The following is a 24,717-nucleotide window of genomic DNA, read 5'->3' as shown; positions in this document are numbered from 1 at the left end:
CCCATCTTTGAATCTGTCAGGAGTTGAGCGATTCCACCCACTCTTTACAGCGAGCCGCATAATTGCGGGCATCGTCGGCGGTGACAATACCTTCCGCCTGATGGATGGTGAAGCAGCCATCATAGTCCACTGCATTTAATCCTGCCAGCACCTCGCGAAAATTGATTCCACGGCCGCTCTCATCCCAGTAGGGAAGCAACTGAAAGGGACGGTCTCCCAGGCACCAGGTCTCCAGGTGATCGGGCCCGTCCTCGGTAATGACCAGGTTCTGCACATACACGTTTTTCAGCCAGGGTAGAATCTGCCTTATGACGGATTCGTCATAAGGCTGTCCGCACATCAGCAGGCTGGCCGGCTCATAGATCACGCCAAAATTGGGACGATCAATCTGCTTTAAGACTTCGATCGAGCGTTCCAGTTCCTCGAACAGACAAGCAGGATGAAACTGATGTACCAGCTGCACACCCCGTTCTGCCGCCAGATCGCAGGCCCTCTGGGCGTGTGCAATATCGGACTCCTGTTTGAGGCAGACCCGCACCAGCGGGCTCCCCAGCATTTCAGCGACATGCAGCGTCGGTTCGAATTCCTGCAGAGCCTGGGGGGACTGATCATTATTCTGAGGAATATTCATGTCGGCGGTGATCATGGAGATCTCCAGACCGGCGGCATCGACGATCGATTTCACCTGTTGAAGTTCCGCATCGGAACTCTGTACCCCCACGACGCTGGCTCGCATACAGAGAGCCGCATACCCCAGATCTGCGGCCATCTGTGCCAGTTCCGCAAAGGGGATATTCAACCTGGTTTTGCAGGTCGCTTCCGCGATCCGCACCGAGAGGGAGAGTTTCATCGTTCGTCCTTTAACATTACGAATGGGTTCAGTTACCAGATTGTATCTCAACGCGGCGCGACACAACAGGTACCGGCAATCTTCCTGCAGCCCAGGCCTGAGCCGTCTCGCCACCGGGATAAGCAGATTCGACTTCAACATGATAAGTCTTCCACTGACCTCCCTGTCCACCCCGCATCAACTGTTTGGCAATCTGCGGATTCAACTTGACCTTACGGCGGATTCCGACTTCGGGCAGATACCATTCGGCGTAGGTGCCGGCATCAGTCTGTACCGTGACGTGAAACGTCATCGGTCGAAAGGGTGAGATGTTCTGCAGCCAGCCTTCAATCCGGGGAGGTGCAAGTCGAGAATAAGCGGTCGCCGTCACTTTGACGATGGCCATTTCCTGTTTGTGTTTTTCCAGATGGACTGTCCGGTCTTCGAGCGGCGGCAGTTTGATTTTCTGATTGAGGATCGCCTGAATCAGTTCTACTTTAAACCGTAGCTGCAGCGATTCGGGACGAACTTTCAGAATCTTGACAAAGTCCTCGTAACGCTGTTTCGGCGAGGATTCCTCGAAGGGTTCCATGGCCGAAAGGTGCTGAACGTACTTGACATATTCATCGGGGTATTGCGTCACCAACATCCAGTGCAGTCCCCAGGCATGTACGTAAGCATCCCCGGAAAGAATGCTTCCCTGAAAGACGCCATTGAGGGCCACGACTTCTCCCCAGTTGAGGAGCTTCGCGATACCAGACAGGAGAGCATAATGCGTATTAATCCGTTCCGGACTGACGTTGATCCGGTCGCCATCCCCTTCAAAGCCGGTCGCGATTCCTTCCATAAACCAGGTGGGAATCGGAGCCAGACGTTTGACCACACCGCGATTGGTGGTCTGCAGGTGAATTGCTTCGTGCAGCGGTGTATCAAACGAACTGCATTCACTCATGCGGAGAATCAGGTTATTGGAGATCCCCGAATAGTAAGCCAGCACATTCGACGCGCCGTCACCCAGGCCGGTAGTCTCTTTCGCGAAGCTTTCGAAGTCGTCGTCCGACTCGAAAATCAGCATGGCCATCGGGAATTCATAATCCTGCAGTTCGATCCCCAGCTTCCGCGAATAGGTTTCGAAAATGACGTCCACATTGTGCATGAAGCGTCCCGCTTTTTTCATGAACGACTGCACGCGGACTTCGGTTCGATCCGAACCATCCAGCGGTGCCGCCAGCACGATGCCGATGACGAATGGCTTTTCGATGTAGTAGCGAAACGTTTTCGCGCCGAACTTCTGCTCCAGGTTTTTGGCCATTTGTTCGACGGTCAACGGCTTCGGCGGTGCCTTCAGTTCCCGTTTCTGAATCTTGCCTTGTGGAACGAGAGTCAGCGATCCATCCGGCTTGAGCAGCGCGTGCAGCATCTCACCCGCTTCTTTTCCAGAGCCGTATAATGTCGCTTCCTCGGTTACTAAGGCTCCTTCTTCATTGATGTAGGTAAACAGATCCGCGTGAAGTTGCTGCGCGGTCAATAATGTCGTGAAAATAATCAGGCAGGAATAGAGAGAGAACCTGAAACAAAGCTGTCGCATGAGAAACCTTCCCGTTCGCAGTAATGCTGAATGAAAAACGCTGTGCCTGCTTTTTCATCGAGTGCCTGCTGTCGCTTCCTCTTATTTCGATTTCAGGGGAACCAGTTGCAGGGCATCTACAATGACATGCCCATCGGTCCCCTGGTTCGAAACGGTGAGAATTTCCTGTTTTCCTGATTTGAACAGGAATGTCCCGAGCACCTGATATTTACCCTGCTCGGGCTTTTTACGCTGGTTGACACGAACGGTCACTGGTCCCTCAGCAGTCCGCAGTTCATAAGGAACATTAGTGGCGCGGTTGGATGAGGGAACGTAGTACACACGCACTTCGTAAATGCCATCCTGTGGAATCTCTGCTGTGAAGACAATTTTCCGATTTCCCTTATCAGTGTCGCCATCATGCTGATAGCCCTGTCCGACATAGGGGGTGATGGATGAACTTTTTTTCCAGCCGAGTGAACTTCGGGCGTCTCGATCATCCACCACGATACCTGCCAGCGATTTAACGCGAATCGGTGGTTCCTTGCGGGGACCGGTCCAGATCAGAACCTGTTTGTCAGCCAGCAGTTGTTTGCGGAGTTGCGGGTAATCGATGTCCTGTACTGCGGAATCAGCATCAATGGCCTGACTGGCTGCGGTTGCTGCAGACTGTCCCAGGACCATAAATACAGGCTCCATCCGGATTGAGCCGTAAGCGATATGTGAAGCAGCCATCGCGACCGGCACCAGCAGGTTCTGGCATTCTGACTTGCGGGGCCGGATGGAACGATAGGAAATCGGATAGGGGTTTGGAACGCCGACCTGCACATCTCCTTCGTTGAGCGTCTTACCATCAATGGCATACCGCTGCTGATTGTGTGAGTCCATTGTATATGCGGCCAGACCGATACTGTCATCGGCGATGAGTTCCGACGTGCAATGTTTCTCATTCATGACATATTCTGAAATCATGCGGCGGGCTTCACGGACATAAAGTTGAAAGGGCCAGCCTGCTGTCTCCTGGAATTCGTCTTTCGTCGGTTTCCATTTTTGGAACTGTTTCTGCACCTCGGGAGGCACGCGGGGGCTGTTGGCCAGGGTCCACATCAGGCCCTGCTGGTAAGTCAGATGCTCCTGGAAGATCTCATCGCGTTCCTCGTAATCCGCATCGGGGTATTCGTAGTTCATCCCGATGTTATCGGTCGAGATCGCAAAGTTATTATTCGTGTCGGTCTTACGGTTCGGCATCAGAACCGGGTTCCAGGGGACACGGTGATCGCCGGCTTCAAAGTTGCGCAACAGCAGTTCGTATCGCTGGGGATCGTAATTCTTTGGTTTCACCCATTCCCGCTGGTTCTCGGGGACATCCGTGGTACACATACGAAAACAGTAAGCCTGCACGCGGTGATCGCCGTCTCCATCTTTTCCACCGGGTCCTTCCTGCTGTACTCCGGGGAGCAGACCACTGCTTTTGTCACCAGGAACGACATAGGGATCAACGGGTTTGATGAACTGATGAAAGACGGCATTGCGGGTCTGAATCCCGTTTAAGGTTTCGCCGTAAGTGGCGTTGGACTCGCGTCCGACATGATAGGAGACGCCGGCGACCGCCAGCAGATCACCTTCATAAGTCGCGTCGATAAAGACTTTGCCTTTGACGACCAGGCCACTTTCCATTTTGATCGCGGAGATGCGTCCCTCTGCTTTCTGAACGCCCTGTTTCAGATCGAGTCGCTGCTGTTTGAGCCAGGGAACCTGATCGGCGGTCAGCATCTGCTCAAAGGTCGCTTCCGCGACGTGAGGTTCGAAAGTCCACATTTCGGTTTCAGAAGTATTTTTGCGTCGGCTCTTGTAGTCACTCTGTTTCTGATAAACCCAGGATTCATCCTGACTGTAATATGTACCCAGTCTTCCGTAGAATTCCCGGGCGATGCCGCCAATCGCAGCTTTGTTGCCGATGTCAGTCGCTCCCAGTCCGCCGGAAGAGAGACCACCCAGATGTTTTCCCGGCTCGATCAGCAGTGCGGTTTTCCCCATGCGGTGTGCCTGAAGCGCGGCTGCAATGCCTCCGGAAGTCCCCCCATAAACGACAACGTCATAAGCCGACTTCAGTTTGTCGGGCTGAATTTCCTGTGCGGAAATCGCAGGGACGCTGCAGAACAGAGAAATCGTGACTAACAGAACGGGGAGAATTTTCGTAGAACAGGACAGCATACAATCAGCCTCGTTGGTCTCTCAGGAGGGTCGAATCAGAATTAAATGGGGGCGGACATGTTTACAGAGGGCCGTTGAGTCCATCATAATCGTTGGACAGGGAATTCCCAACCGGTTCCACGCAAATCTGTACTTAAGTCTCCCTGAAAAAGGAAATCAGACAGGCGATACCATTTACAACGATTTCACCATATAATGCGGCTTGTCTCCTTTTTGAAACCATCCTCGTGCTCAACTCCAGTCCCATACCCGTTCTCAGCAGGCAGTCATGACATTTGATTTCCTAAATCCGATGATGCTTCTCGGCCTGCTGGGATTATCGCTGCCGATACTGGTGCATTTACTGAGCCGCAAGAAATATGACATTGTGCAGTGGGGGGCGATGCAGTTTCTGGAGTTGGGTCGCCGCACGCGACGACGGATCCGTCTGGAAGGCTGGCTCCTGCTGGCAATCCGGATGCTGCTGGTCGCGTTGATCACGTTCGCGCTGGCCCGCCCGTGGATTTCCGGAGGTTTTCTCTCCCAGTTCATTTCGACCCAGTCTCGAGACGTCGTCTTTGTCATCGACGGTTCCTACAGTATGGGTTGGGAAGGGGAAACCACCACGCCTCACTCCGCAGCCATTCAATGGGTGCATCGCTTTCTGGAAGAACTGAATCCGGGTGACACAATCGCAGTCATTGATGCCCGGCATCAACCGCGACTGGTGACCGAATCTCCCACCCATAACTTTGCGATGGTTCGCGAGAAGTTGAACCAGTTGCCGCCCCCTGCAGGCGAATCGAATCTCGCGAATTCTGTCAGTAAAGCGATTCAGATTCTGGGCAAGACCTCTAACCTCGAACGCGAGATCATCGTGCTGACCGACGACCAGGCATTCGGCTGGACGCCCCAGGATACCCTGCTCTGGGATCAGGTTAATGATCTGATGCAGCAGTCTGCGGTTCCGATCGACCTCTGGGCGACTAATGTTGCCGGCGAAAAAAATGAAGGGTTGCAAACCAACCTGCGCGTGGACCAGCTCACCCTTTCGCGGGAAGTCTGCGTCAAAAATCTGCCCGTCCGCATTTCAACCACCATCCGCTATGACGGTCCGGAGCCGACACTGATCTGCCCGGTCTATTTCGAAATCGACGGTCAGCGAATCAAAGAAAAAACGCAGTCGATCAAAATTGAAAACCACGGCGAAGCGGCGGTCGAGTTTCAGCATCGCTTCGACCAGGAAGGGACGCACGTCATTAGCGTCGTCCTCGATCCAGACAATCTGCCTGGCGATGACCGATCGGATGCAGCGTTGCAGGTCACCAGCGCACTGCCTGTGCTCCTGGTGGATGGCACGCCCAGTTTCGACCCGACCCGTAGTGAAGTCTTTTTCGCTAACCTGGCACTCACGGCACCCACGAACCGAACCCCCTGGATTCAGACCACGGTTATTGATAAAGACCAGCTGACAGCAGACCTGTTGAAGAACCAGGCGGTAGTCATCCTGGCGAACGTCGATGCGCTGACTGACGTGCAGGCAGGAGCTCTGATCGATTTTGTCAATCAACAGGGGGGCGGCGTCATGCTGGCTCTGGGGGACCAGGTCGATCCGGAACAGTACCAGCGACAGTTATTCCAAGCTGAGGGATTGATCCCCGTTGAGCTGAAATCAAAGGAAGCCGCCCAGGGTCTTGAATTCGGTAACGTGATTCAGATCAACTCCGACAGCCTGCAGACTCCCTGGCTGAAACGTTTTCGCGGTGAGTATGCCAACGGTTTGACCGCGGCTCGGTTCAATCACTGGTGTGATCTTACACTACTGGATGTCGAGGCCCTCCCTGCTGAGGAGCAAGGGGATGCGACCGACTCCAGTCCTTCGACAGCACCACAGTCCATCGCCAGGCTGTCCAATCAGAAACCGTTACTGGTAATGATGAACCACGCACGGGGACGTGTGCTGCTGATGACGTCGTCACTCGATGCGGATTGGAACAATCTACCCAGCAAGCCGGATTATGTTCCGTTCCTGCACGAGGCGGTATTTGAGCTTTCCTCGGGACGCGTGTTCCGCAACCTGCAACTGGATGAACCAATTGTGGTTCCGGTGCCAGGTGGGACGACCATTGAACAGTTCACCTTTCTGGATCCCAACGGGAAACCGGCGGTTGGCACCATCGATCAGGCCGTCAATAGCGCGACCTTTCAGTGCACAAACACCTCTCTGCCCGGCGTCTATCAATTGAATCCGAAATCAGACCAGAACCAGGAACTGCGGTCCGATCGCTTCGTAGTCAACTTTGATCGCAGCGAATCGAACCTGACCCCACTCTCAGAAGTCGAGCAGAAATCGCTGACCGACTCGTATCACTTTACTTTTTTCAAAACGCTGGACGAACTGAAACAGCTGATGTTCTCCGATGTGTCAGAGACCGAATTCTGGCGTTTTCTGTTGCTGATCTTTTTACTACTGATGGTTGGGGAGTTGTTCCTGACCAGGAGACTGGTGCAGGGAGGACATGTGTCGCTCCCGGAAGAGAATCAATAATTCCCTGAGAATCCTGAATTAAAGAACGTTGTCGTACTGATGGAAAAGCATTTCCAGTTTAACAGCCTCGAATGGAGCGGGTGGACCATCGTCAGCGTCTGCGCGGTGCTGGTGGTGCTGGTCAGCATCATCCTGCTGTTCCGTTACGAGCGGCGACTGGTCTCGCACGGCATCGGCAATGCACTGATTGCACTCCGCATCTCCGCTTTGATTCTAATTCTGCTCACCTTCCTCGAGCCAGTGCTTACCTGGTCATTCAATACCGAAAAAACAGGGCGTCTGATTGTTGCCCTCGATGTTTCGGACAGTATGAATACGCAGGACCGCCACGCGAGCAAGCTGGAAAAGCTGCAACTGGCACGCGCCCTGAAAATGATTGGCAACGATCAGATCGACGCGCGACTCGATCGGTGGGAGGCAGCCTATGCAGCGGGTGAAGAACCCGCGTGGGTCGAAGAGAGTGAGACCGCGAACCCGGAAAAACGGACCCAACTTGCAGAGAGCCGCCGCGAGAATCTGGAGACGATTTTTGACGAAATCGACCAAATGTCCCGCAAAGAGATCGCCCAGAAACTGCTGACCAATCCCGCGCATCCGATTCTGGACCAGTTAAAACAGCGCGGCGACATCGACCTCGTCCTGTTTGCCGGTGATGCAGTCCCCACCGAACAGACAACCCTGGAGAATTCACTGGCGGAAGTTCCCGACCAGGTACACATGGAACTTTCGAATCTATCACAGGCGCTGAAAGCGGCGGGCAGCGGTTCGGAGTCCGGCAACTCACCGATTTCCGGTTACATCCTACTGACCGACGGACGCGATAACAGCCAGTTAGATCCGGTCTCGACTGCAGAACAACTGGGGCAGATGAAGGTCCCCGTCTATCCAGTGCTGCTTGGTTCGGCCAATCAGCCGAAAGACATCTCCGTGTCAGCCCTTGACTATCCACAAACTGCTTTCAAAGACGACAAGCCTTTACTTAAAGCCCGCATCGGCACGAGTGGTTTTGAGGGACAGGATGTCCGCGTGGCGCTGATGCAGGGAGACCAGGAACTGGCGGTGAAACGCTTCAAGTCTTCCGGCGTGAGCCAGTTACTCGAATTTGAACTGGGATCCGACAAACAGGGACGACAGGAGTACCGGCTGGAAACGGACATTCTTCCCGGAGAGACACGCGAGGATAACAACGAGAAAACCTTCGCAATCAATTTCGTCGATGACAAATCGCATGTGCTGCTGGTGGAAGAGACCGCGCGATGGGAATTCCGTTTTCTGCACAACGCTTTGGAACGGGACAAACGCATCGACCTGCAGCAGGTGCTGTTCGAACAGCCTTACATGGGGCTGTTGCCGCAGCCCTTCTTTCCGAATCAGCTGTTGATCAACGTCCCGCAGGCAAACCAGGTGGCTGACAATAACGCTGAGCAGCCCCAGCCGTTTGCCGATAAAGATCTGATCATTATCGGCGATGTCTCACCCGAACATGTTCAGGAAGAACACTGGAAGCAGATTCAAGCGTTTGTCGGCGATCAGGGAGGAACCCTGGTGCTGCTGGCCGGCAAAAAGTATCTGCCGCTGCAACATCGTTCACAAACATTGAACGAACTGCTGCCCGTGAAAGATTTGAATGTCGTCGACTGGAACCAGGCAAATTTTAAAGTGCCCCCCAATGAACGGGGCATGCACTTGACTCTGACCCCCGAGGGAGAGTTGGAGCCCCTGTTTCAGTTTGATGCCACGCCGGATGTGAATCGGGATATCTGGAAAAATCTGCCGGGCCACCTCTGGTTTCTGCAGGGGACACTCAAACCGGGGGCAACGGTCCTCGCCTATGGTCTGTCTCCCTTTAACGCGCCGTTGAATGAAGAGCGGGATGGCGTGATTGTGGTCAGGCAGTATGGCGCGGGACAGGTGATCTGGATTGGGATCGACAGCACCTGGCGCTGGCGGTTCCGCATGGGAGATCGCTACCACCATCGTTTCTGGGGCCAGATGGCGCGGTGGGCCGCACGTAACAAAGCCTCGGCAGGGAATGAGTTCGTCAAATTCAGTCTGAATAAAACCGATGTCGACGCCGGCGAAATCGCGACCGCGACCGCGCGATGGACGCAGGAGTATTTGAAAGAACATCCGAATATAAAATCAACCGTCGAAATCGTCCGGGCAGCGGAGCCGGATCAGATCGTTGCTTCATTCGAACTGCAGACCCAGAAAAACAATCCGCAGTTGCAGGAGGCGAACCTCCCCGAGCTGGATCCGGGAGAATACGAGCTGAGGCTGAAACCGTCGACTCAGCAGCCGGGCGACAAAGAAATTATCACGCCCCTGTTCGTACATGAGGTCAAGACGATCGAGTTGGGCAACCTTGCCTCCAACCCGCAACTGCTCACCGAAATGGCTGAGTCCAGTGGAGGGAAGCTGCTGACCCCGGGAACAATCGACGAGTTGCTGGAGCTGATCCCCAATCTGAACCAGGAAATCTCCAACCAGGACGAAGTTTCGCTCTGGGATCACTGGCTGATTCTGGTACTGATCATGGGAATCCTGACTGTCGAATGGGCTCTGCGTAAGCTGAACGGCCTGCCTTAAAAGTTTTTAGGGTTCCCACCCTTTTTTCATCCCTATTTCACGGAATTTCCTGTTACAATATCAGGAGTTCCGTTCCGACTCCCCATCTGGACTGCAACCCGGATGTTCGATTTATGGACGGAACAGATCGCTCGCAAACCCTGACCAGATCACTACTTCTCTCAGAGAACGACTATGGATGGACAGTTAGATCAATTCGTCAATGAACTCAAACGGCAATTAGGCCAGTTGGATCGACGCATCCGCTCACTGGCTCTGCTGCGGGGACTGGGGTTTGTGATCCTGGTTCTGATCTGCCTGGTGACGGTGCAGATCAGTCTCGATTTTGTGTTCTCACTGAACAACACGGCCCGGATTGCTCTGACCTCATTTTCATTAACGGTTCTGGTGGGCTGTCTCTGGTTTGGAATGTTCCGGCGGGTCCTTCATAAACGAACGCCTATCGAGCTCGCGGCGATTGTCGAGGAATCGCAGTCGTCTCTCAACGAACGACTGACGTCTGTCCTGGAACTCTCCGTCGCCCACGACGACACGAGTTCCTCCGTGATGCGCGAACGCCTGGCACGGGAGACCATCGCTTCCCTGACAAACTTCAATATTACCGACTCGGTACCCTCCGATCGCGCCATGCGTTTCGTGATGAGTGCCGGGATTGCCATTATCGTCTTCCTGACGCCGCTCCTGTTCTGGCCCGATGCCTATCAGTTGCTGATCTCTCGCAGTATCGTTCCCTGGGGGAATTTCGCGACAGTCAGTTCACTCTATTTTGAAGTTGAACCGGGAGACGGAACTGTGGCCCGCGGCGAGGACCTGCAGATCATCGCCACTCCTCACTGGCATACCAAACAGCCGGGAACCATTGATGAAGTCTGGATTGCCTGGGAAGACGCGGAAGGACAACCGTTCTCACGCCGGATGGATCTCGATCAGGCAGCCGGTCATTACACAACGCAGTTTTCGCGGCTGTTGAGCGGATTTACCTATTCAATTTCCAGCGGATCGAGCCGCACGAAGCAGTATGCCATCCAGGTGGCGGAGCCTCCCTCGATCACCGATACGCGAGTGGTCATCACACCGCCCCGTTATACCGGACAGGCGGTGGAAGAGCTGACAGTGTTTCCCAGCGAAATCCGCGTGATGGAACAGAGCCAGATCGCCCTGCAGCTGACGTTCGATCGACCGGTCAGTCAGGCCACTCTCTTTTATCAGTACTACGCATCTGGTGCAGAGAACAACGAACGTCCGCCGGTTGAGGAACAGCCTTTGAACATCGGTCAGGATCAGCTGACTGCGCAACTGGACCTGCCTGTTGGCAACCAGAGCTTCGTCTTTCATATTGACTTTCATAGCAAAGATGGCGGACTGAAAAACCAGACTTCTGAGCATCTGGTGAAGATCACTCAGGACCGCGCACCGGAAATTGAGCTGTCTCTCTACAATCAACCGGAGTTCTATAAACCCGGAGAGACGCTTTCGGTTCCTGTTAAGGTTCTGGACGACTATGCCGTGAATGAACTGGAACTGGAGATTCAGAAACTGGATGAGAAAGCGACCGTGGTTAAAGTTCCCGCCGACAAGCTGGGAACGTCCACGGTGGACCATGAATTTAAAATCGATCTGAAAGAGCTCCAGGCCGATCAGGCGGATATCTTTACCTATCGCGTCAAGGCTGCAGACAATCGCGAAGTTCCGGGGCCGAATGTGGTCTGGTCGACGCCGCGTGTCTTCGGTATTGATAAGAATGCTGAGCAGCAGCTTTCGGCAGGTGTGGTGGCCCGGCAGCAGAAACTGCGGGACGAGTTAAAGAAGATTCAGCAGGAATTCAAGACACATCAAGAACAGGTCAAGCAAGAGATTGCTGACCTGAAAGATCAGAAAAAGCAGGAGGCGCTCTCCCCCGAGGATGAACAGTCTTTGCAAGAGCTGACCAAGCAGGAACGCAAGCTGGCCCAGCAGCTGGAAACCGTAGCAAATGAATTTCTGGAACTGCCCCTCTATCAGAAACTGGCAGAACAGACACAGAACCTTGCCCGGAACGACTTCGTCAAAAACCACGACACACTGAAATCTGCGGCAGCAGCCAACAATCGAGAACAGGCACAGCAGGAACTCAAACCAGTACCTGCTGCCATGCAGCAGACAGAAAAGAAGATCGATGACATGGTACGCCAGTATGAAAAACTGGTCGAACTGGAAAACGATCTGCACAATCTGGATCGTCTGGCGGAAGAGACCGATCACCTGGCGAATGACATGCTGGCGTTCAACGACAAGGTAGAGTCGGTCAAACAGCAGATGCAAAAACCAGAGGAGCCTCAGCAGGCGGATAACAAGACACCTGAGAAACAGAATGATCCGCATCAGCAGTTAAAACTGACACCGGAAATGAAGCAGGAGCTGTCGAACGAACAGGCCGAACTCAAACACCGTCAGTCCCGTCTGACAAAAGACCTGGATGACCTGCTGGATCGTCGACCGGAACTGGTAGATGCTGCCCGCAACTTTCAGTTAAAACAGCTCGATTCCCTGGTCACCCAGGCATCGCAACTGGTCGAGCCACAACAGCAACTCGCTGAAGCAATGCAGCAGCAGGCCCCGGTATCTGCGGGTCGTCCCCTGCCCCGCGATGCGGAAGCGCCTGAACCAGCGGCCCCACAGGGTGCGGCACCTCAAGGTAACGATGCGGCCCCTGCCCAGGCAACGCCTCCAGCTCAACCCGCAGCCCCAGCGAATGGCGATGCTTCGCAGAACGCCGCTACTGCCGCTGCGAATAATGAGCCGTCTAAGAATGGTCAACCTGCTGAAACCAACATGAGCAACGAGCCTGCCCGGGCACAGGGGCAGTCTACGACTCAGGAAAAGATGCGTGCCCTGCAACAGGAGCAACGAAATCTGGCGAATGCCGCAGCGAACTTCCTGCTGGAGACAGCCCAGAAGTTTGGCGCCGAATCGGAGTCGACCCAAAAGGCGGCTCAGATGGCGCGCGAAGCGATCCAGGCAGAACAGCAGGCCAATGTGGGGCAGTTCCACGAAGCGAGCCAGGCAGCAAATCGGGCTGCCCAGATTGCGGATGAAATCAAGGAAGCACAACAGGCACGCAAAGAACAGCAGCAGAATACCGAACGGGATGCGTTCCTCGAAGAAGCAGAACGCATGGCACAACTGCAGGGTGAAGTCGCGAACAAGCTGGCAGAAGCCTCCAATTCAGAAGAGGCACGGAAGGCAGCGATCCAGAATTCTCAACAGACACTGGCTCAACAGACCCAGGAATTAACGCGACAGTTCTCTGAGGCTTCGCAGAAGCTGGAAAACGATCCGATTAAACTGAATAAAGAAAGCCGCCAGGCAGATCAGAGCCGTAAGCAGACCGAACAGGCTGGTCAATCAATGCAACAGGCGGTTGATAAGCTACAACAGGAAGACCTGGCGCAGGCTGCGAAACAGGCTCAGCAGGCGGCCCAGGCATTACAGGCTGCCGCCCAACAGGCACAGCAGTCTCGCAAGCAGCAAGCCCATGATTCGCCGGTTCCCGAAAAGGTCGGCAACCAGGTCACCGATGCTGCTCAGCAGCTCCGCCAGGCTCAGCAACAGATGGAGCAGAACCCCGAATTCAAAAGTGCCCTGGATCAACTGATGGCTCAAAACGAACAGCAGCAGTCGGTTCCCCGCGATGCCGAGTCACAGCCGGACTCGTCGAATCCAGCTGACCAGAAACAGGAAGCGACCGAATCGGGCGAGCAGCAGGCCCAAGGTGATTCCCAATCGGGTCAGAATGGGAAATCCTCTGAAAGTCAGCAGGGCCAGCAGGGAAAGAACCAGAGTCAACAGTCGGCAGAATCGGGGCAGGTTGGGAAGCAGTCTGCCCAGCAGCAGGCTGCGGAATCGCTCAAGCAGGCAGCGGAATCACTTTCGCAGGCAGCGACGGAATTGAAGTCGAAAGCGCAGCAGGGTTCGGATCCCGGTCAGGGTCAGCAGTCCCAGACTGCTTCCCGCAATATGGCTCCCGGTAAGGGACAGGGAGAAAGCGAAGGGGGCGGTGCCCGCACGAATGTGGACTTCAGCAAACTGGAAATGAAGCTGAAAGCCATGTCTAATCGGAACTGGGGTGAGTTGCCCGGCGAACTGGATACCGAGATTCTGCAAGGCTCACAAAGCAGAACTGATCCCGAATACGCCCGCTTGATCAAACATTATTTTGAAGCCATCGCCAAATCGAAATCCGACAGCAAATAAGCGACCGGTTCGATTTCAATCACAGGATAATTCAATGTTACTCAGGCTGATCGCTTACCCGCTGGGACTGCTGATGCTGCTCCCCCCTGCCCTCTGCCGGGCACAGGAACTGGATGCACAGAAAAAGAAAACTGACGAAAGCATCCAGCGGGCGATTCAGTTTTTATCAAAATCACAGCAGCCATCCGGTGCGTGGTCGTTCAATTCTTACGGTGAATCGACGGCAGCGACCTCCCTGGCGGTCATGGCATTCATGGCGGCAGGCTATGTTCCTGAAGAAGGCCCTTATGGCGACCAGATCAACAAAGGCATCGACTGGGTCCTCGCTCACCAGGCAGATAACGGGCTGGTAGTGCACCATAAGAGCCACGGGCCGATGTATAGTCATGGAATCAGCACGCTGATGCTGGCCGAAGTGGCCGGGATGCTGACGGGCGAACGGGAGAAAAAGTGCCGTCAGGTGCTGGAGCGGGCGGTGAAACTGATTGTCGCAGCCCAGAATGTTCCCAAAGACAAACGGAACGCCGGAGGCTGGCGGTATAACCAGACGAGTAAAGACAGCGATCTGAGTGTGACCGGCTGGCAGCTGCTGGCCCTGCGTGCCGCAAAGAACATCGGCTGTGATATCTCTGCAGATCAGATCGACAAAGCGGTCGCGTATGTCCGTCACTGTCGGGGACGGAACAACATGGGCTTTGCCTACCAGCCCGGCGGTGCCCCCAGTGCAACGAGGACGGGAACCGGAATACTGGCGCTGGAAATCTGCGGACAGCATCACACCAAGGATGCCCTTGAAGCCGGCGACTATCTCGTGCAGCGTCCCCTGCACCCGGATGAATTCTATTATTTCTACGGGGCTTACTACTGCAGTGTCGGGATGTTCCAGATGGGTGGCGAGTACTGGAAAAAAACTCGGGATACGATCATGCCCCAACTGCTGGAGATGCAGAAGCATGATGGCAGCTGGCTGGCGACCAAGGGGAGTGAAAAAGAAGCCGGCAAGGTCTATGCAACATCGCTGGCAGTGCTTGCGCTGGCGGTTGAATATCAATATCTGCCCATTTATCAGCGTTGAGAGCCCGTCCTGTCACGGCGCACTTTTCTTCCTCGCAGCACGAAACCCGTGATATTTCTGTGTTTTCCCCGCTTGGGTGGAGAAGCCGCTGCTTGATATCCTGCTGTGAGATATAAACTTACCCCGTTTCTCCAGCAGTACCTGACAGCGAATTGATCTTGGAGATCCCGCCCGTTATCTTTAGAATTCGCTTCCTGTTTTTAACCTTTTTTCCCTGGATACCTGACTGTGCGGATTGCTTACTTAGACTGTTCTACCGGAATTAGCGGCGACATGACCCTGGGCGCCCTCGTGGATGCGGGTGTGGACCCGGATCAGATTTGTGCCGGCATCGATTCCCTGGGACTGCCCGGTGTGAAACTGACGTTCTCCTCGACAATCAAGGGGGGCTTTCACGCGACCTATGTGACCATCGAACATCCCGAGCAGCATGCACATCGGCATCTGAGTGACATCGTCACTATTTTGAAGCAGTCGGATAAGCTTACGCCCCACCAGTACGAGCTGGCCCTCTCGCTGTTTTCGGCGATTGCAGGAGCGGAGGCGAAAGTGCACGGTTCATCAATCGACAAGGTCCACTTTCATGAAGTGGGAGCCATCGATTCGATTGTGGATATCGTCGGCGTCGCGATCGGCTTTGATCTGCTGGGAGTCGACCAGGTTCTCTGCAGCCCGGTTCCTACCGGCTTTGGACAGATCAAAATCGATCATGGAATCTGCACGGTTCCGGCACCGGGGACCGCTGAGCTGCTGAAAGGGATTCCGCTGGCGGACATTCCGATTCAGGCTGAGTTGACCACGCCGACCGGCGCTGCCATTGTTTCCACGCTCGTCGATCGTTTCTGCATGCTTCCCCCGATGACGATCGAAGAGATCGGCTACGGAGCGGGAACCAAAAACTTTCCGGAGCGGGCCAACCTGTTAAGGCTGTTTGTCGGCGAAGTCGCAACACCCGCTCATACAGATTATGTCACCCTGCTGGAAACTAATCTGGATGACATCTCCGGAGAGATCATCGGTCATACCAAACAGAAGCTGCTGGCAGCGGGAGCCCTGGATGTCTACAGCACGTCGATCCAGATGAAGAAGGATCGCCCCGCGGTGATGCTGAGTGTGATCTGCAAACCGGAGTCGGCCGAGAAGCTGGAAGGAATTCTGTTTGAAGAAACCGAGACCCTCGGCCTCCGCAGACATCAGTTACAGCGTGCGATCCGCGCCCGTAAACCACATCAGGTCAAAACCGCCTGGGGAGAAGTCGCCGGGAAACTGTCGCTGGGACCGAACTACCAGTCGATTTTTACTCCCGAATATGAAGCGTGTGCCGAGTTAGCCGCTACCCATCAGATTTCGCTGAGAACCGTATACCGGGCTGCTGAAGCGGCGTTTCTGCTGGAAGGCGTTGCAGAAACCGCATTTGATTCGGGTGCACATGCGCCCCACGACCACGACCACGACCACGACCACGACCACGACCACGACCACGACCACGACCACGACCACGACCACGACCACGACCACGATCACGATCACGACCACGATCACGATCACGATCACGATCACGATCATTAATCGACGCGGGCCCCTGATCAGGAAGATCACAGCCCGCGATTATAGAATGCGTTCCTCACTGGTATTGTCTGGAAGTAAAGGATGACTTTCCAAACATGTTTGATCTGAATAATACCAATACAATTCTGACGGGCGTGCTGATCCTGGTAATTGCCTGGTCGCTTCGCAGAAACTTTCGCGCACAGCACAAATCGAAAAACCGCGATCCACTGGAAGAGGCCCGCAGCGAACTCACCAGTATGGAACAGAACCAGATGAACCGGCTGAATCAGCTGGAGGTCAAACTCTACGATTACGGTCGCGAGGTGGAGGCCCGCAGTGAAGATCGACTGCGGGTGCTGGATGAACTGCTGCAGGAAGCGGATCAGGAAATCAATCGTCTACGGACGCAATTGGCGCTGGCACAACAGGGGCTGTCGGCTGAGCAATCTGCTGCGGGGCCGGATATTCTGATGTATGAGCAGGAGCGGAGGCGGCTCTCCGCGAGTGCAGAACAACGACTGATGATGGTCTATTTAAGCCAGGCTGGCTTTTCCGCGCAGGAAATCAGCAACTGTTTTCAGTGCAGTCCGCAGGAAGTTGAAAAGGTACTAGCAGAAGATCTGCCACGTCCCGATTCCGAGACCGCCTGAAAGTGGATCAACTTCAGGACCTTAAACTGACAGAGTCGCAGCTTAGCCCTGGAACAGTTCACCAATGGGTGCCGCATCCACCAGGCTGATCTGCTGATCGTCCTGACGTGCGAGACAGCTCTGAGGATTGAGGCCCAGATGCTGATAAATGCTCGCCGTCAATTCGGCTGCATGGACGGGTCGCTCAACGGGACTGCTGGCCCGCGAATCGCTGGCGCCAATTACCTGACCGCCGGGAGTCGCACCGCCGGCTACGAGGGCCGACCAGACATGCGGCCAGTGATCGCGTCCGCCGGAAGCGTTGATTTGTGGTGTGCGACCAAACTCACCTGTGGCTACGACGAGTGTATCCTGAAGCAAACCGCGGGAGGCCAGATCGTCGAGCAGCGTGGAGAGGGCTTTGTCAAAAGCAGGGCCCAGTGAATCGCGGTATTCGTAAACTTTTCCTGCGGTCCCGGCGCCGGTGCCGTGACAGTCCCAGGTCAGTTGCTCATGCAGATCGTCAAACAGATTGACGACGACACACCGCGTACCCCGTTCGACCAGTTGCCGTGCCTGGAGCAAGAGCTTGCCGAAACGATGCTTGCCGTACTGCTGCTGGATGGCTGGAGACTCGCCGGCGATTTCGATTTCATATTCGGTAGAAGCTGACTTTGTTCCAATCGTGGTGGCGGGAGCAAACTCTTCGCCCAGGAAGGTTGCCTGCTGGCCTCGGTAGGTGTTGACTCCCAGGGAGTGTACCAGACGAGGCAGTACAACGAACGGTGGCGCATCGCCCCGCGGTCCCCACTGGCGGGCGACAACTGAACCAAAGCAGGGATAGTTCAGCGAACCGCGTGAGACGCGACCGGTCTGAATTAACTGGTGACCGGTTTCATGAATCGGGGCGGCATCGTGATAGAGAGAACGAATCAGTGAGAACTGCCCGGTTCGTTGTGCGAGTTGCGGAAAGGCTTCACTCACCTGCAGACCAGGCACCGTCGTGGAGATCGCTTTCAAAGGTCCCCGGATCTCGGCAGGTGCATCGGGTTTGGGATCAAATGTTTCCATCTGGCTGGCGCCGCCGGTCATCATGATCAGGATGCAGTTTTTCTCAGAGCGATCACTGCGAGTCGCTGCGAGGGCGGCCCGCTCGGCCATGGAGAGGCCGACAAAGCTTAAACTGCCCACGCGGAGAAAATCCCGCCGCGATACTTCCGATTGTTTTTGCCTGGAGTTCATACGTCTTTTACTCGATTGAATACAGTCTCAAAGGTATACGCTGTGGGTGAAATATTATACCAGCCCTCGACTATAGTCGAAGAAATCCTCACAGAGAATTCAACCTGTTTCTGAAACTTCATAGTCAAAATCCAAAGTTCAGACCGATTTCCGGTGTTCGAGCGTGGCGCCCTGATTGAACGGTTTGACGATACGGGCCAGGCATTCTTCGCCGTAACCTGCTGATTTAATTAGACTTGAGAGACTCTCTGCTTCTCCCTCATCAGGACAGATTACAGATAATGTCGGCCCCCAGGAGGTCTGGGCGATGCCCTCAACTCCTTGTGAGAGCAGTAGTTGCTCCAGTTCCCGCATCCGGGGATGAGCCAGAACGCCCCCCTGGACCGGTGCAAAGAATTCACCGACTAAATGTCCGAATTCTGTCAGGCCACTGGCGAACTCTGAAAAATTCTGTTCCAGAACCGCTGGTGCCAGCTGCATCAGCGCCAGACGACAGAGTTTTTCCGTCAACGCATCCGGCATCGGCCCCAGTTGTTGAATGGCATCGGCTTCGACGGCTCCCGAGATACCAGCCTGGTCCTGCGGGGTGATTAAGAGAATCCGCCACTGTTCCGGAAAGGGAGCCTGAAACACGAGGGGACTGATATCAGCGGAATCCCGTTTTCCGGCTTCGATGAGAAATCCCCCCTTGTCGAAACCATAAACCCCCAAGGCAGACCGTGCACCACGATCGACAAGTTGAGCCAGTTCGACCGATGAAAGTTCGTCTTGGTCCATGAGTGCTGCCAGTCCTCGGGCTACTGCGAGACTGAGCTGTGTCCCCGAACCGAAGCCGGAATGCTGGGGGATTTCGGACTGGAGCGTGATCTCAAAACGGTAATCGCCGAGCCAGTCTGGAGAACTGGTACGGAGCACCTGCAGCGCGGTCTGAATTTTCTCAGCGCTGCCTGCACTGCCCGAGATCTGATCTTCCTGCGAGGAAGCAGATCTCACGGAGAGCACCAGCGTGGGTTCATCCACCATCAGACCGAGGCCACCGAATTCGCGCCCGGTGCGGGGGGCGAGCGAAAGCAATCCCCAGTGCAGACGGCTTCCGGTGGTGACGATCACTTCAGGTGACATGGCGAATCTGGTTTCCGAGCTGGCGTGAGTGTGGATAAGACGATTTAAGACTGCAACTCAGCATACGCTCTGGTGACATATTCTTCCAGTAAACGGAACGCTTCTGTTTCAGTGGGACCGGCTGTTTTACGCACAATTTCGGCGAGTGACTCATACTGCTGTAATAACTCGGCCTGCGGGATCAGATGCGTTCGCGTGGCCAGGATGGCGGCCTCGAGGACGGCGTGCTTGGCCCGGTTGAGACCAAAGAAGTCACGAATGCGTCCCTGGTGTACAACCCGAGCCTGCATCACGGTCCGCAGGTCAGAATCATCGATCGATTCGATTTCGAATTCATACCAGCGACAGGCGGATTGGAGCACGACCCCTTCGATCTGTTCTGCGGGAAACGTTTCCGACAGTGACTCCAAACGTCCGATAGCGGCTTTTGTGAGGAGCAGCACATCATCAACGACGTGAAAGACACCGCAGCGGGTTTCTTTCAGATTCTGACAGGTCCGTGAAGTCTGGAAGGGACGCAGGACGAGTTGGGTCATTTCCTGATCGACCAGCGGCCCCATCGGCGCGAGATTATACTCGCCATCCTGATTGCGACTGGTGACCATGCCTTCCAGAATCATTTCCAATGTGCCTTCTGCCGGAATCCGATGTTTTTTCACAGACCCTATCATAGTTCAGAAAGCGACTGAGGGGAAACCAGTGGCTGCACCAATTGCGTGAGATCGACGGGAACAGCGCTGTCAGCCCTGCCTGGGATACATTCAACTTAGCGAGTGAATCCGACGTAGAAGCTGAAGACCTGTGTCTGGTCGAAGGTTTCTTTGGCGAGAGGCACAGAGAAGTCCAGTGCGACGGGAACGGGGCCCATGGCGGGAACCGTGAGTCGCAGACCGGCACCGACGGAGACGCGGAACTGATCCAGTGAAACATCTTCTTCTACAGTACCGAAGTCACTGAAGAAGACCATCTGAATCATTTCGTCTGCGGTGATCGGCATCATGTACTGTGCACTACCCAGGAAGCTCCAGCGACCACCGATGGCGATGCCGTTTTCGCGGGGAGTCACACCACGGAATTCGAAGCCGCGGAAGGTCTGGAAACCACCGGCATAGTAACGTTCGAAGACCGGGGTATCAGTATCGGTCCAGCCGAGCTGTGCACTCAGCGAGAGGATGTGGCGTCCGCCGCCATCCGGTCGCTTGTATAACGTGAAGTACTGGCTGCCGTTGGCTTCGAGACGACTGTAAGTGTAGTCGCCCACTGCCTGTTCAGCCGCCCATTCCAGCAGGTGACCTTCGGCTGGCAGGAAGGCCGCGTCACGCGTATCGTGGTTCAGTGAGATTCGGAATGTATTCAGCGTGTTGTCGCCCACAGACGCCTGCACGATGGCGGGGGTGGGAGTACGCGGGTTATACAGTTTGACGTCTTCCAGACGGTACTGAGTGTTGATCGACCATTCCTGGGTCAACTGACGGCCCAGTGAGAAACGACCACCAACACGTTGTTCGTCCCAGTCGGTATAGTAACGGGTGAAGTAGAAACCACTAACACCCAGACTGAAGTTGGTATCCAGAAAGTAGGGATCGGTCCAGTTAACGAGGTAACGGCTGACCTGGTCACCAGGAACAGCTTCGGCACGGAACCGCTGTCCGCCACCACGCCAGGCAGTACCATCGAGAATATCTTCCATGCTGCGCGGAGGACGGAGAATATCAAAGTTTTCTTCCTGCAGGACGATTGAACCGACCACACCGGCGTTACTGTTCACACCCACGCCGAACATCAGACGTCCGGTACGGCTTTCAGAGGCATAGACGTCCAGGTCGACCCAGCCTGGTTGCTGCTGAGGAAACTCGGTGCCCATCGGATCGCCGAGAGGGCTTTCCCCAAACAGCGGGTTCAGTGGTTCCGGAATACCGTTGTCATAGTTCTGCCCGCGAAAGATCTGCCCTGTCCGCTGAGGGGACTGATAAGAAACGGGTTCGGTTTTGATGCCTTCAAACAGATCCTGATTCTGCTGAGGAGCAGGCTGTTTGTAAGTCTGGCTGCGATACTTGAGGTTGGGATAACGTAATTTCTGGGCCTGCTGTTCGTCTGCATTCTGTCCCCGCAGAACATCGTTTTCGCGGCTGGCCAGCATTTCCCGCTCTGGATTGACGCGTGTCACATTAATGCGCGGTCCATCCTGAGGTCCTTTCTGGAAGACCTGGTTACCTTCGATGCGGCGTTTACTCTTGGCAATCAGTCGTTGATTGGCCAGGTCACCAGGGGCGACCATCATCGGGTTCAAGAGAACTGAACTTTTTGTACGGGGGTTATCGCCTGAAATATGGGCGGTAATTTTACGGATGCGATAAGGTTTGTCTTCATTGATGCTGTAAACCAGATCGACTTCACCGGGGGCTTCGAGGAAACGAGGCTGCGGTGTCACCTTGGCAAACAGGTGTCCCAGTTCGCCGTAGCGTTCCGAAAGTTTTTCCACGTCGGTGGCGAGGGTGCGGCTGTTGAAGTATTCGCCTGCAGCCAGTTTGATATCTTCGCGGATCTCTTCTTCCGAAAAGATGCGATTGCCTTCAATCATGATGTCGCGAATTTTGTAACGTTTGCCTTCGTTGATCGTGTATTCGACCTGCACGCGGGATTTATCTTTGTTGTAACCGATTTTCTCATCGATTTTCACATCAAAGAATCCCAGGCCATTGTAGTACTGTTTGAGAGAAATCAGGTCGTCCTGAATCGTAGCAGGATCATACTTGCCGCCGAAGAAGCTGATTCCCAGCGGTGCTTTTTTCGTCAGCAGCTTAGTCTTCAGCACGCCGTCGCTGACGAACTTATTGCCGCGGAACTTAATACCGGAAACCACGACCTTGGGGCCTTCTTTGATTTCAAAGATGACTTCACGGTCGTTGGGGTCTCCCCCTTTGAGCAGTTTCACTTCAGCGAACCGGTAACCCCGTTCGACGTAAAGCTGCTTGATACGGTTAACGGATTCCTGGTTGGCAGCAATATCGAAAGGCGAACCCACCTTCAGACCAGTGGTTGCCTGCAGGCGTTTGATTTTGATTTTTTTATAGCCGCGGAATTCCACCTTTTCCACGATGGGACGTTCTTTGACTTTATAAACAAGTACCAGCCCCTGTTCGGTCTGACGATACACGGGAACCACACTGGCGAACCAGCGTGTGGCAAACAGCAGGCGGACGTCTTCAAGAACCATGTCGCGTGTGGCGGGACGGCCACGTTGAATTTTCGTTTTCTGGAGAATGGCGAGTGCAGGAATTGATTCATTGCCTTCGACGCGGACATCAAAGATTGACTGATTCAGATCGATAGAACGCTTCTGTGGTTCCTGCGCGCTAACGGAATCAATCAACGGAATGATTCCGTTGATGCAGTCTCCGAAAATTATTATCTGTACCAGGATCAGGCTTAGAGCCAATCGCAATGCGTTGCCGCATCTGGTGTCAGACGAGACACCTCTTATCATGTCAGATCCAATTGTAAATATTGCGAGAAAAGATATGAGGTTCACATTCTTGTGACAGGTTGGAAATCACTTTTTCATTGTCCCTGTGACTCAGAGAGGATTTGAGAAACGGGACTGAAAGACAGGAAAGTTACCCTCTGATTCGAAGTGGGTTGCGTAGAAATAACGGAAAACGAAAACAGCCGCAAGACGAGTTTCCCGGCGTCATTCAGATTTGGCGGGTTCGTAGAGAAAAAATTACGCAGGCAAAGTTTGAAGCGTGTAAGAGTTACAAAACCACGGGATTTATCCGCAGCGCAGAAGGGTTTTCGACCGCTGTTTCAGGAATCTGGAGAAGCTGGTCAAAGCGAGGAATTCGAGCTAGTCGGCAGAGGACTGCAGATGGCAGGCAACACAGGAGAGGACAACGCTGTGGGCCGATGCTTTCGTGCTGCGGGTCGATTTCTGTTGCTCACTGCTACTGATGTTCTGATCCCGCTGGGCGATCCAGAGGCAGGGCTCCTGAGCAGGCAGGGAGGCTGCTCCCGCGGACATATTCTCAGAGGGAACATCCATGGAAATTCCCCAGCCCAGAACGAAACCGACGAACAGCACCAGGGCGGCCTGCAGCAGTCGTTTGCGCTGGATGATTGCCGGCGATACTTCGGTACTCGGCTGGCTGAGTCCGACTTCAGCATTCAACCGGGTTGCCGCCTGTTCAGCAATCCGTACTGCCTCCGGCGAGAGGAACGGTTTTCCACCAGACGTAAAGCCGGTGTCATTTTGAGAATCACTCTGGTGTGTAAAATGGGCGTCGAACAGGGCCAGCTCTTCTTCAGAGAGATCATTCCCGTCTGAGATTTTCTGGAACGAGGTCAGCGCGGGCGCGAGCGTTTCCTGCATCTGCCGACAACGGGGACACATCTGCAGGTGCCACTGCAGTTCGTCACAGTTATAGTCCGCAGGATGAGTCATTAATTCAAAAGCTTCGTCACAATTCATGAGACTTCTCCTTCTGAAGGGGTCTCTTCAGAAAAACGCTGAGCGAGTTGAAGCAATCCATTTTTCACACGTATTTTTGCAGCCGAAAGACTGCATTCCATCGTCAGAGCAATTTCAGAGAATTTCAGTCCTCCAAAAAACCGCAGACGGAGTGCATCCGCCTGGACTTCCGGCAGATCAGCCAGGTAAGTCACCAGCAGTTCAAACTGCTCGGTTCTGAGAGCGGTCTGCAGGGGTGTTTCGGTCGAACTGGGCTCGGGAATCCTGATTTCTTCGCTGGTTCCCAATGCAGACCGCACAACTTCGCGGGGTTGCTTCATTTCCCGCTTGTAATGCCGACGACAGAGGTTCAGGAAAATCGTCCAGATCCAGGTTGAAAAGGCAAAGGCAGGATTGTAAGTCTCCCGGGCCGCATAGGCAGCCAGGAATGCTTCCTGCACGAGGTCCTCCGCGGCACATTGGTTCCCGTATTTGCTCCAGGCGAAGCGTAACAGACGCTGACGATAGCGCAACACGAGTTCGTCGAACAGGAGATATTCTCCTGCACAGACGCGTTTCATGATGGCGGCATCGTCCAGTTTCTGATTCATGGCTTACCAGGTTACCGAAGTAAAACGGCCTGAAAGGGAGGAACGACCTGTGCGGAAATCCACACAGATCCATTCCTGATT

15 protein-coding genes are annotated in these 24,717 nt (G+C 54.4%); 6 read left to right on the top strand and 9 right to left on the bottom strand.

Annotated elements, in window-relative coordinates; genetic code table 11:
- Positions 1-16: 16 nt before the first annotated feature.
- The 3 genes from RID21_RS23345 to RID21_RS23335 all read right to left on the bottom strand — a co-directional run bounded on the left by RID21_RS23345 (position 17) and on the right by RID21_RS23335 (position 4,610).
- Positions 17-850, bottom strand: a complete 834-nt coding sequence (locus RID21_RS23345; RefSeq protein WP_350193089.1) for a sugar phosphate isomerase/epimerase family protein — start codon at positions 848-850, stop codon at positions 17-19.
- Between the two features lie 28 nt (positions 851-878).
- On the bottom strand, positions 879-2,417 hold the full coding sequence (locus tag RID21_RS23340; protein WP_350193087.1) for a DUF1570 domain-containing protein: 1,539 nt from the start codon (positions 2,415-2,417) through the stop codon (positions 879-881).
- An 81-nt stretch (positions 2,418-2,498) separates the two neighbouring features.
- Entirely contained in the window at positions 2,499-4,610 is a 2,112-nt protein-coding gene (locus tag RID21_RS23335) for an FAD-dependent oxidoreductase (RefSeq protein ID WP_350193085.1), read from the bottom strand.
- Positions 4,611-4,878: 268 nt separating this feature from the next.
- Here RID21_RS23335 and RID21_RS23330 point away from each other — a divergent pair, with 268 nt between their 5' ends.
- The 6 genes from RID21_RS23330 to RID21_RS23305 all read left to right on the top strand — a co-directional run bounded on the left by RID21_RS23330 (position 4,879) and on the right by RID21_RS23305 (position 17,235).
- A complete protein-coding gene (locus RID21_RS23330; protein WP_350193083.1) occupies positions 4,879-7,137 on the top strand; it encodes a BatA domain-containing protein in 2,259 nt (752 codons plus the stop codon).
- A gap of 39 nt (positions 7,138-7,176) precedes the next feature.
- On the top strand, positions 7,177-9,726 hold the full coding sequence (locus RID21_RS23325; RefSeq protein WP_350193081.1) for a hypothetical protein: 2,550 nt from the start codon (positions 7,177-7,179) through the stop codon (positions 9,724-9,726).
- 174 nt (positions 9,727-9,900) lie between these two features.
- Complete coding sequence (locus RID21_RS23320) at positions 9,901-13,959, top strand: coiled-coil domain-containing protein (RefSeq protein WP_350193079.1); 4,059 nt, start codon at positions 9,901-9,903, stop codon at positions 13,957-13,959.
- Between the two features lie 34 nt (positions 13,960-13,993).
- Entirely contained in the window at positions 13,994-15,034 is a 1,041-nt protein-coding gene (locus tag RID21_RS23315; protein WP_350193077.1) for a prenyltransferase/squalene oxidase repeat-containing protein, read from the top strand.
- Between the two features lie 228 nt (positions 15,035-15,262).
- Positions 15,263-16,603, top strand: a complete 1,341-nt coding sequence (gene larC, locus RID21_RS23310) for a nickel pincer cofactor biosynthesis protein LarC (RefSeq protein ID WP_350193075.1) — start codon at positions 15,263-15,265, stop codon at positions 16,601-16,603.
- Between the two features lie 95 nt (positions 16,604-16,698).
- The gene (locus RID21_RS23305; protein ID WP_350193073.1) at positions 16,699-17,235 is read left to right on the top strand and encodes a hypothetical protein; all 537 of its coding nucleotides are present in this window, start codon (positions 16,699-16,701) and stop codon (positions 17,233-17,235) included.
- A gap of 42 nt (positions 17,236-17,277) precedes the next feature.
- On the opposite strand, the gene RID21_RS23300 is transcribed toward RID21_RS23305, so the two are convergent.
- The 6 genes from RID21_RS23300 to RID21_RS23275 form a co-directional block, all read right to left on the bottom strand.
- The gene (locus RID21_RS23300; RefSeq protein WP_350193071.1) at positions 17,278-18,456 is read right to left on the bottom strand and encodes a DUF1501 domain-containing protein; all 1,179 of its coding nucleotides are present in this window, start codon (positions 18,454-18,456) and stop codon (positions 17,278-17,280) included.
- Between the two features lie 138 nt (positions 18,457-18,594).
- Positions 18,595-19,578: a beta-ribofuranosylaminobenzene 5'-phosphate synthase family protein gene (locus RID21_RS23295; RefSeq protein WP_350193069.1), complete on the bottom strand. Its 984-nt coding sequence runs from the start codon at positions 19,576-19,578 to the stop codon at positions 18,595-18,597.
- Between the two features lie 44 nt (positions 19,579-19,622).
- Positions 19,623-20,237: a DUF447 domain-containing protein gene (locus RID21_RS23290; RefSeq protein WP_350193067.1), complete on the bottom strand. Its 615-nt coding sequence runs from the start codon at positions 20,235-20,237 to the stop codon at positions 19,623-19,625.
- Between the two features lie 107 nt (positions 20,238-20,344).
- Positions 20,345-22,951 (bottom strand): BamA/OMP85 family outer membrane protein, encoded by a 2,607-nt coding sequence (locus tag RID21_RS23285; RefSeq protein WP_350193065.1) that lies wholly within the window; start codon positions 22,949-22,951, stop codon positions 20,345-20,347.
- Positions 22,952-23,425: 474 nt separating this feature from the next.
- Positions 23,426-24,046, bottom strand: a complete 621-nt coding sequence (locus RID21_RS23280) for a hypothetical protein (protein ID WP_350193063.1) — start codon at positions 24,044-24,046, stop codon at positions 23,426-23,428.
- Complete coding sequence (locus tag RID21_RS23275; RefSeq protein WP_350193061.1) at positions 24,043-24,636, bottom strand: RNA polymerase sigma factor; 594 nt, start codon at positions 24,634-24,636, stop codon at positions 24,043-24,045. The genes RID21_RS23280 and RID21_RS23275 overlap by 4 nt, the downstream gene beginning before the upstream one ends.
- Positions 24,637-24,717 lie beyond the last annotated feature (81 nt).

The sequence above is a fragment of the Gimesia sp. genome, from assembly GCF_040219335.1.
Lineage (GTDB): Bacteria > Planctomycetota > Planctomycetia > Planctomycetales > Planctomycetaceae > Gimesia.
This window is presented reverse-complemented; position numbering and strand designations above follow the sequence as displayed.

Excerpts from the sequence above, each read along its gene's own strand:
- RID21_RS23345 (WP_350193089.1), bottom strand. The coding sequence starts at position 850 with ATGAAACTCTCCCTCTCGGTGCGGATCGCGGAAGCGACCTGCAAAACC.
- RID21_RS23340 (WP_350193087.1), bottom strand. The coding sequence starts at position 2,417 with ATGCGACAGCTTTGTTTCAGGTTCTCTCTCTATTCCTGCCTGATTATT.
- RID21_RS23335 (WP_350193085.1), bottom strand. The coding sequence starts at position 4,610 with ATGCTGTCCTGTTCTACGAAAATTCTCCCCGTTCTGTTAGTCACGATT.
- RID21_RS23330 (WP_350193083.1), top strand. The coding sequence starts at position 4,879 with ATGACATTTGATTTCCTAAATCCGATGATGCTTCTCGGCCTGCTGGGA.
- RID21_RS23325 (WP_350193081.1), top strand. The coding sequence starts at position 7,177 with ATGGAAAAGCATTTCCAGTTTAACAGCCTCGAATGGAGCGGGTGGACC.
- RID21_RS23320 (WP_350193079.1), top strand. The coding sequence starts at position 9,901 with ATGGATGGACAGTTAGATCAATTCGTCAATGAACTCAAACGGCAATTA.
- RID21_RS23315 (WP_350193077.1), top strand. The coding sequence starts at position 13,994 with ATGTTACTCAGGCTGATCGCTTACCCGCTGGGACTGCTGATGCTGCTC.
- RID21_RS23305 (WP_350193073.1), top strand. The coding sequence starts at position 16,699 with ATGTTTGATCTGAATAATACCAATACAATTCTGACGGGCGTGCTGATC.
- RID21_RS23300 (WP_350193071.1), bottom strand. The coding sequence starts at position 18,456 with ATGAACTCCAGGCAAAAACAATCGGAAGTATCGCGGCGGGATTTTCTC.
- RID21_RS23295 (WP_350193069.1), bottom strand. The coding sequence starts at position 19,578 with ATGTCACCTGAAGTGATCGTCACCACCGGAAGCCGTCTGCACTGGGGA.
- RID21_RS23280 (WP_350193063.1), bottom strand. The coding sequence starts at position 24,046 with ATGAATTGTGACGAAGCTTTTGAATTAATGACTCATCCTGCGGACTAT.
- RID21_RS23275 (WP_350193061.1), bottom strand. The coding sequence starts at position 24,636 with ATGAATCAGAAACTGGACGATGCCGCCATCATGAAACGCGTCTGTGCA.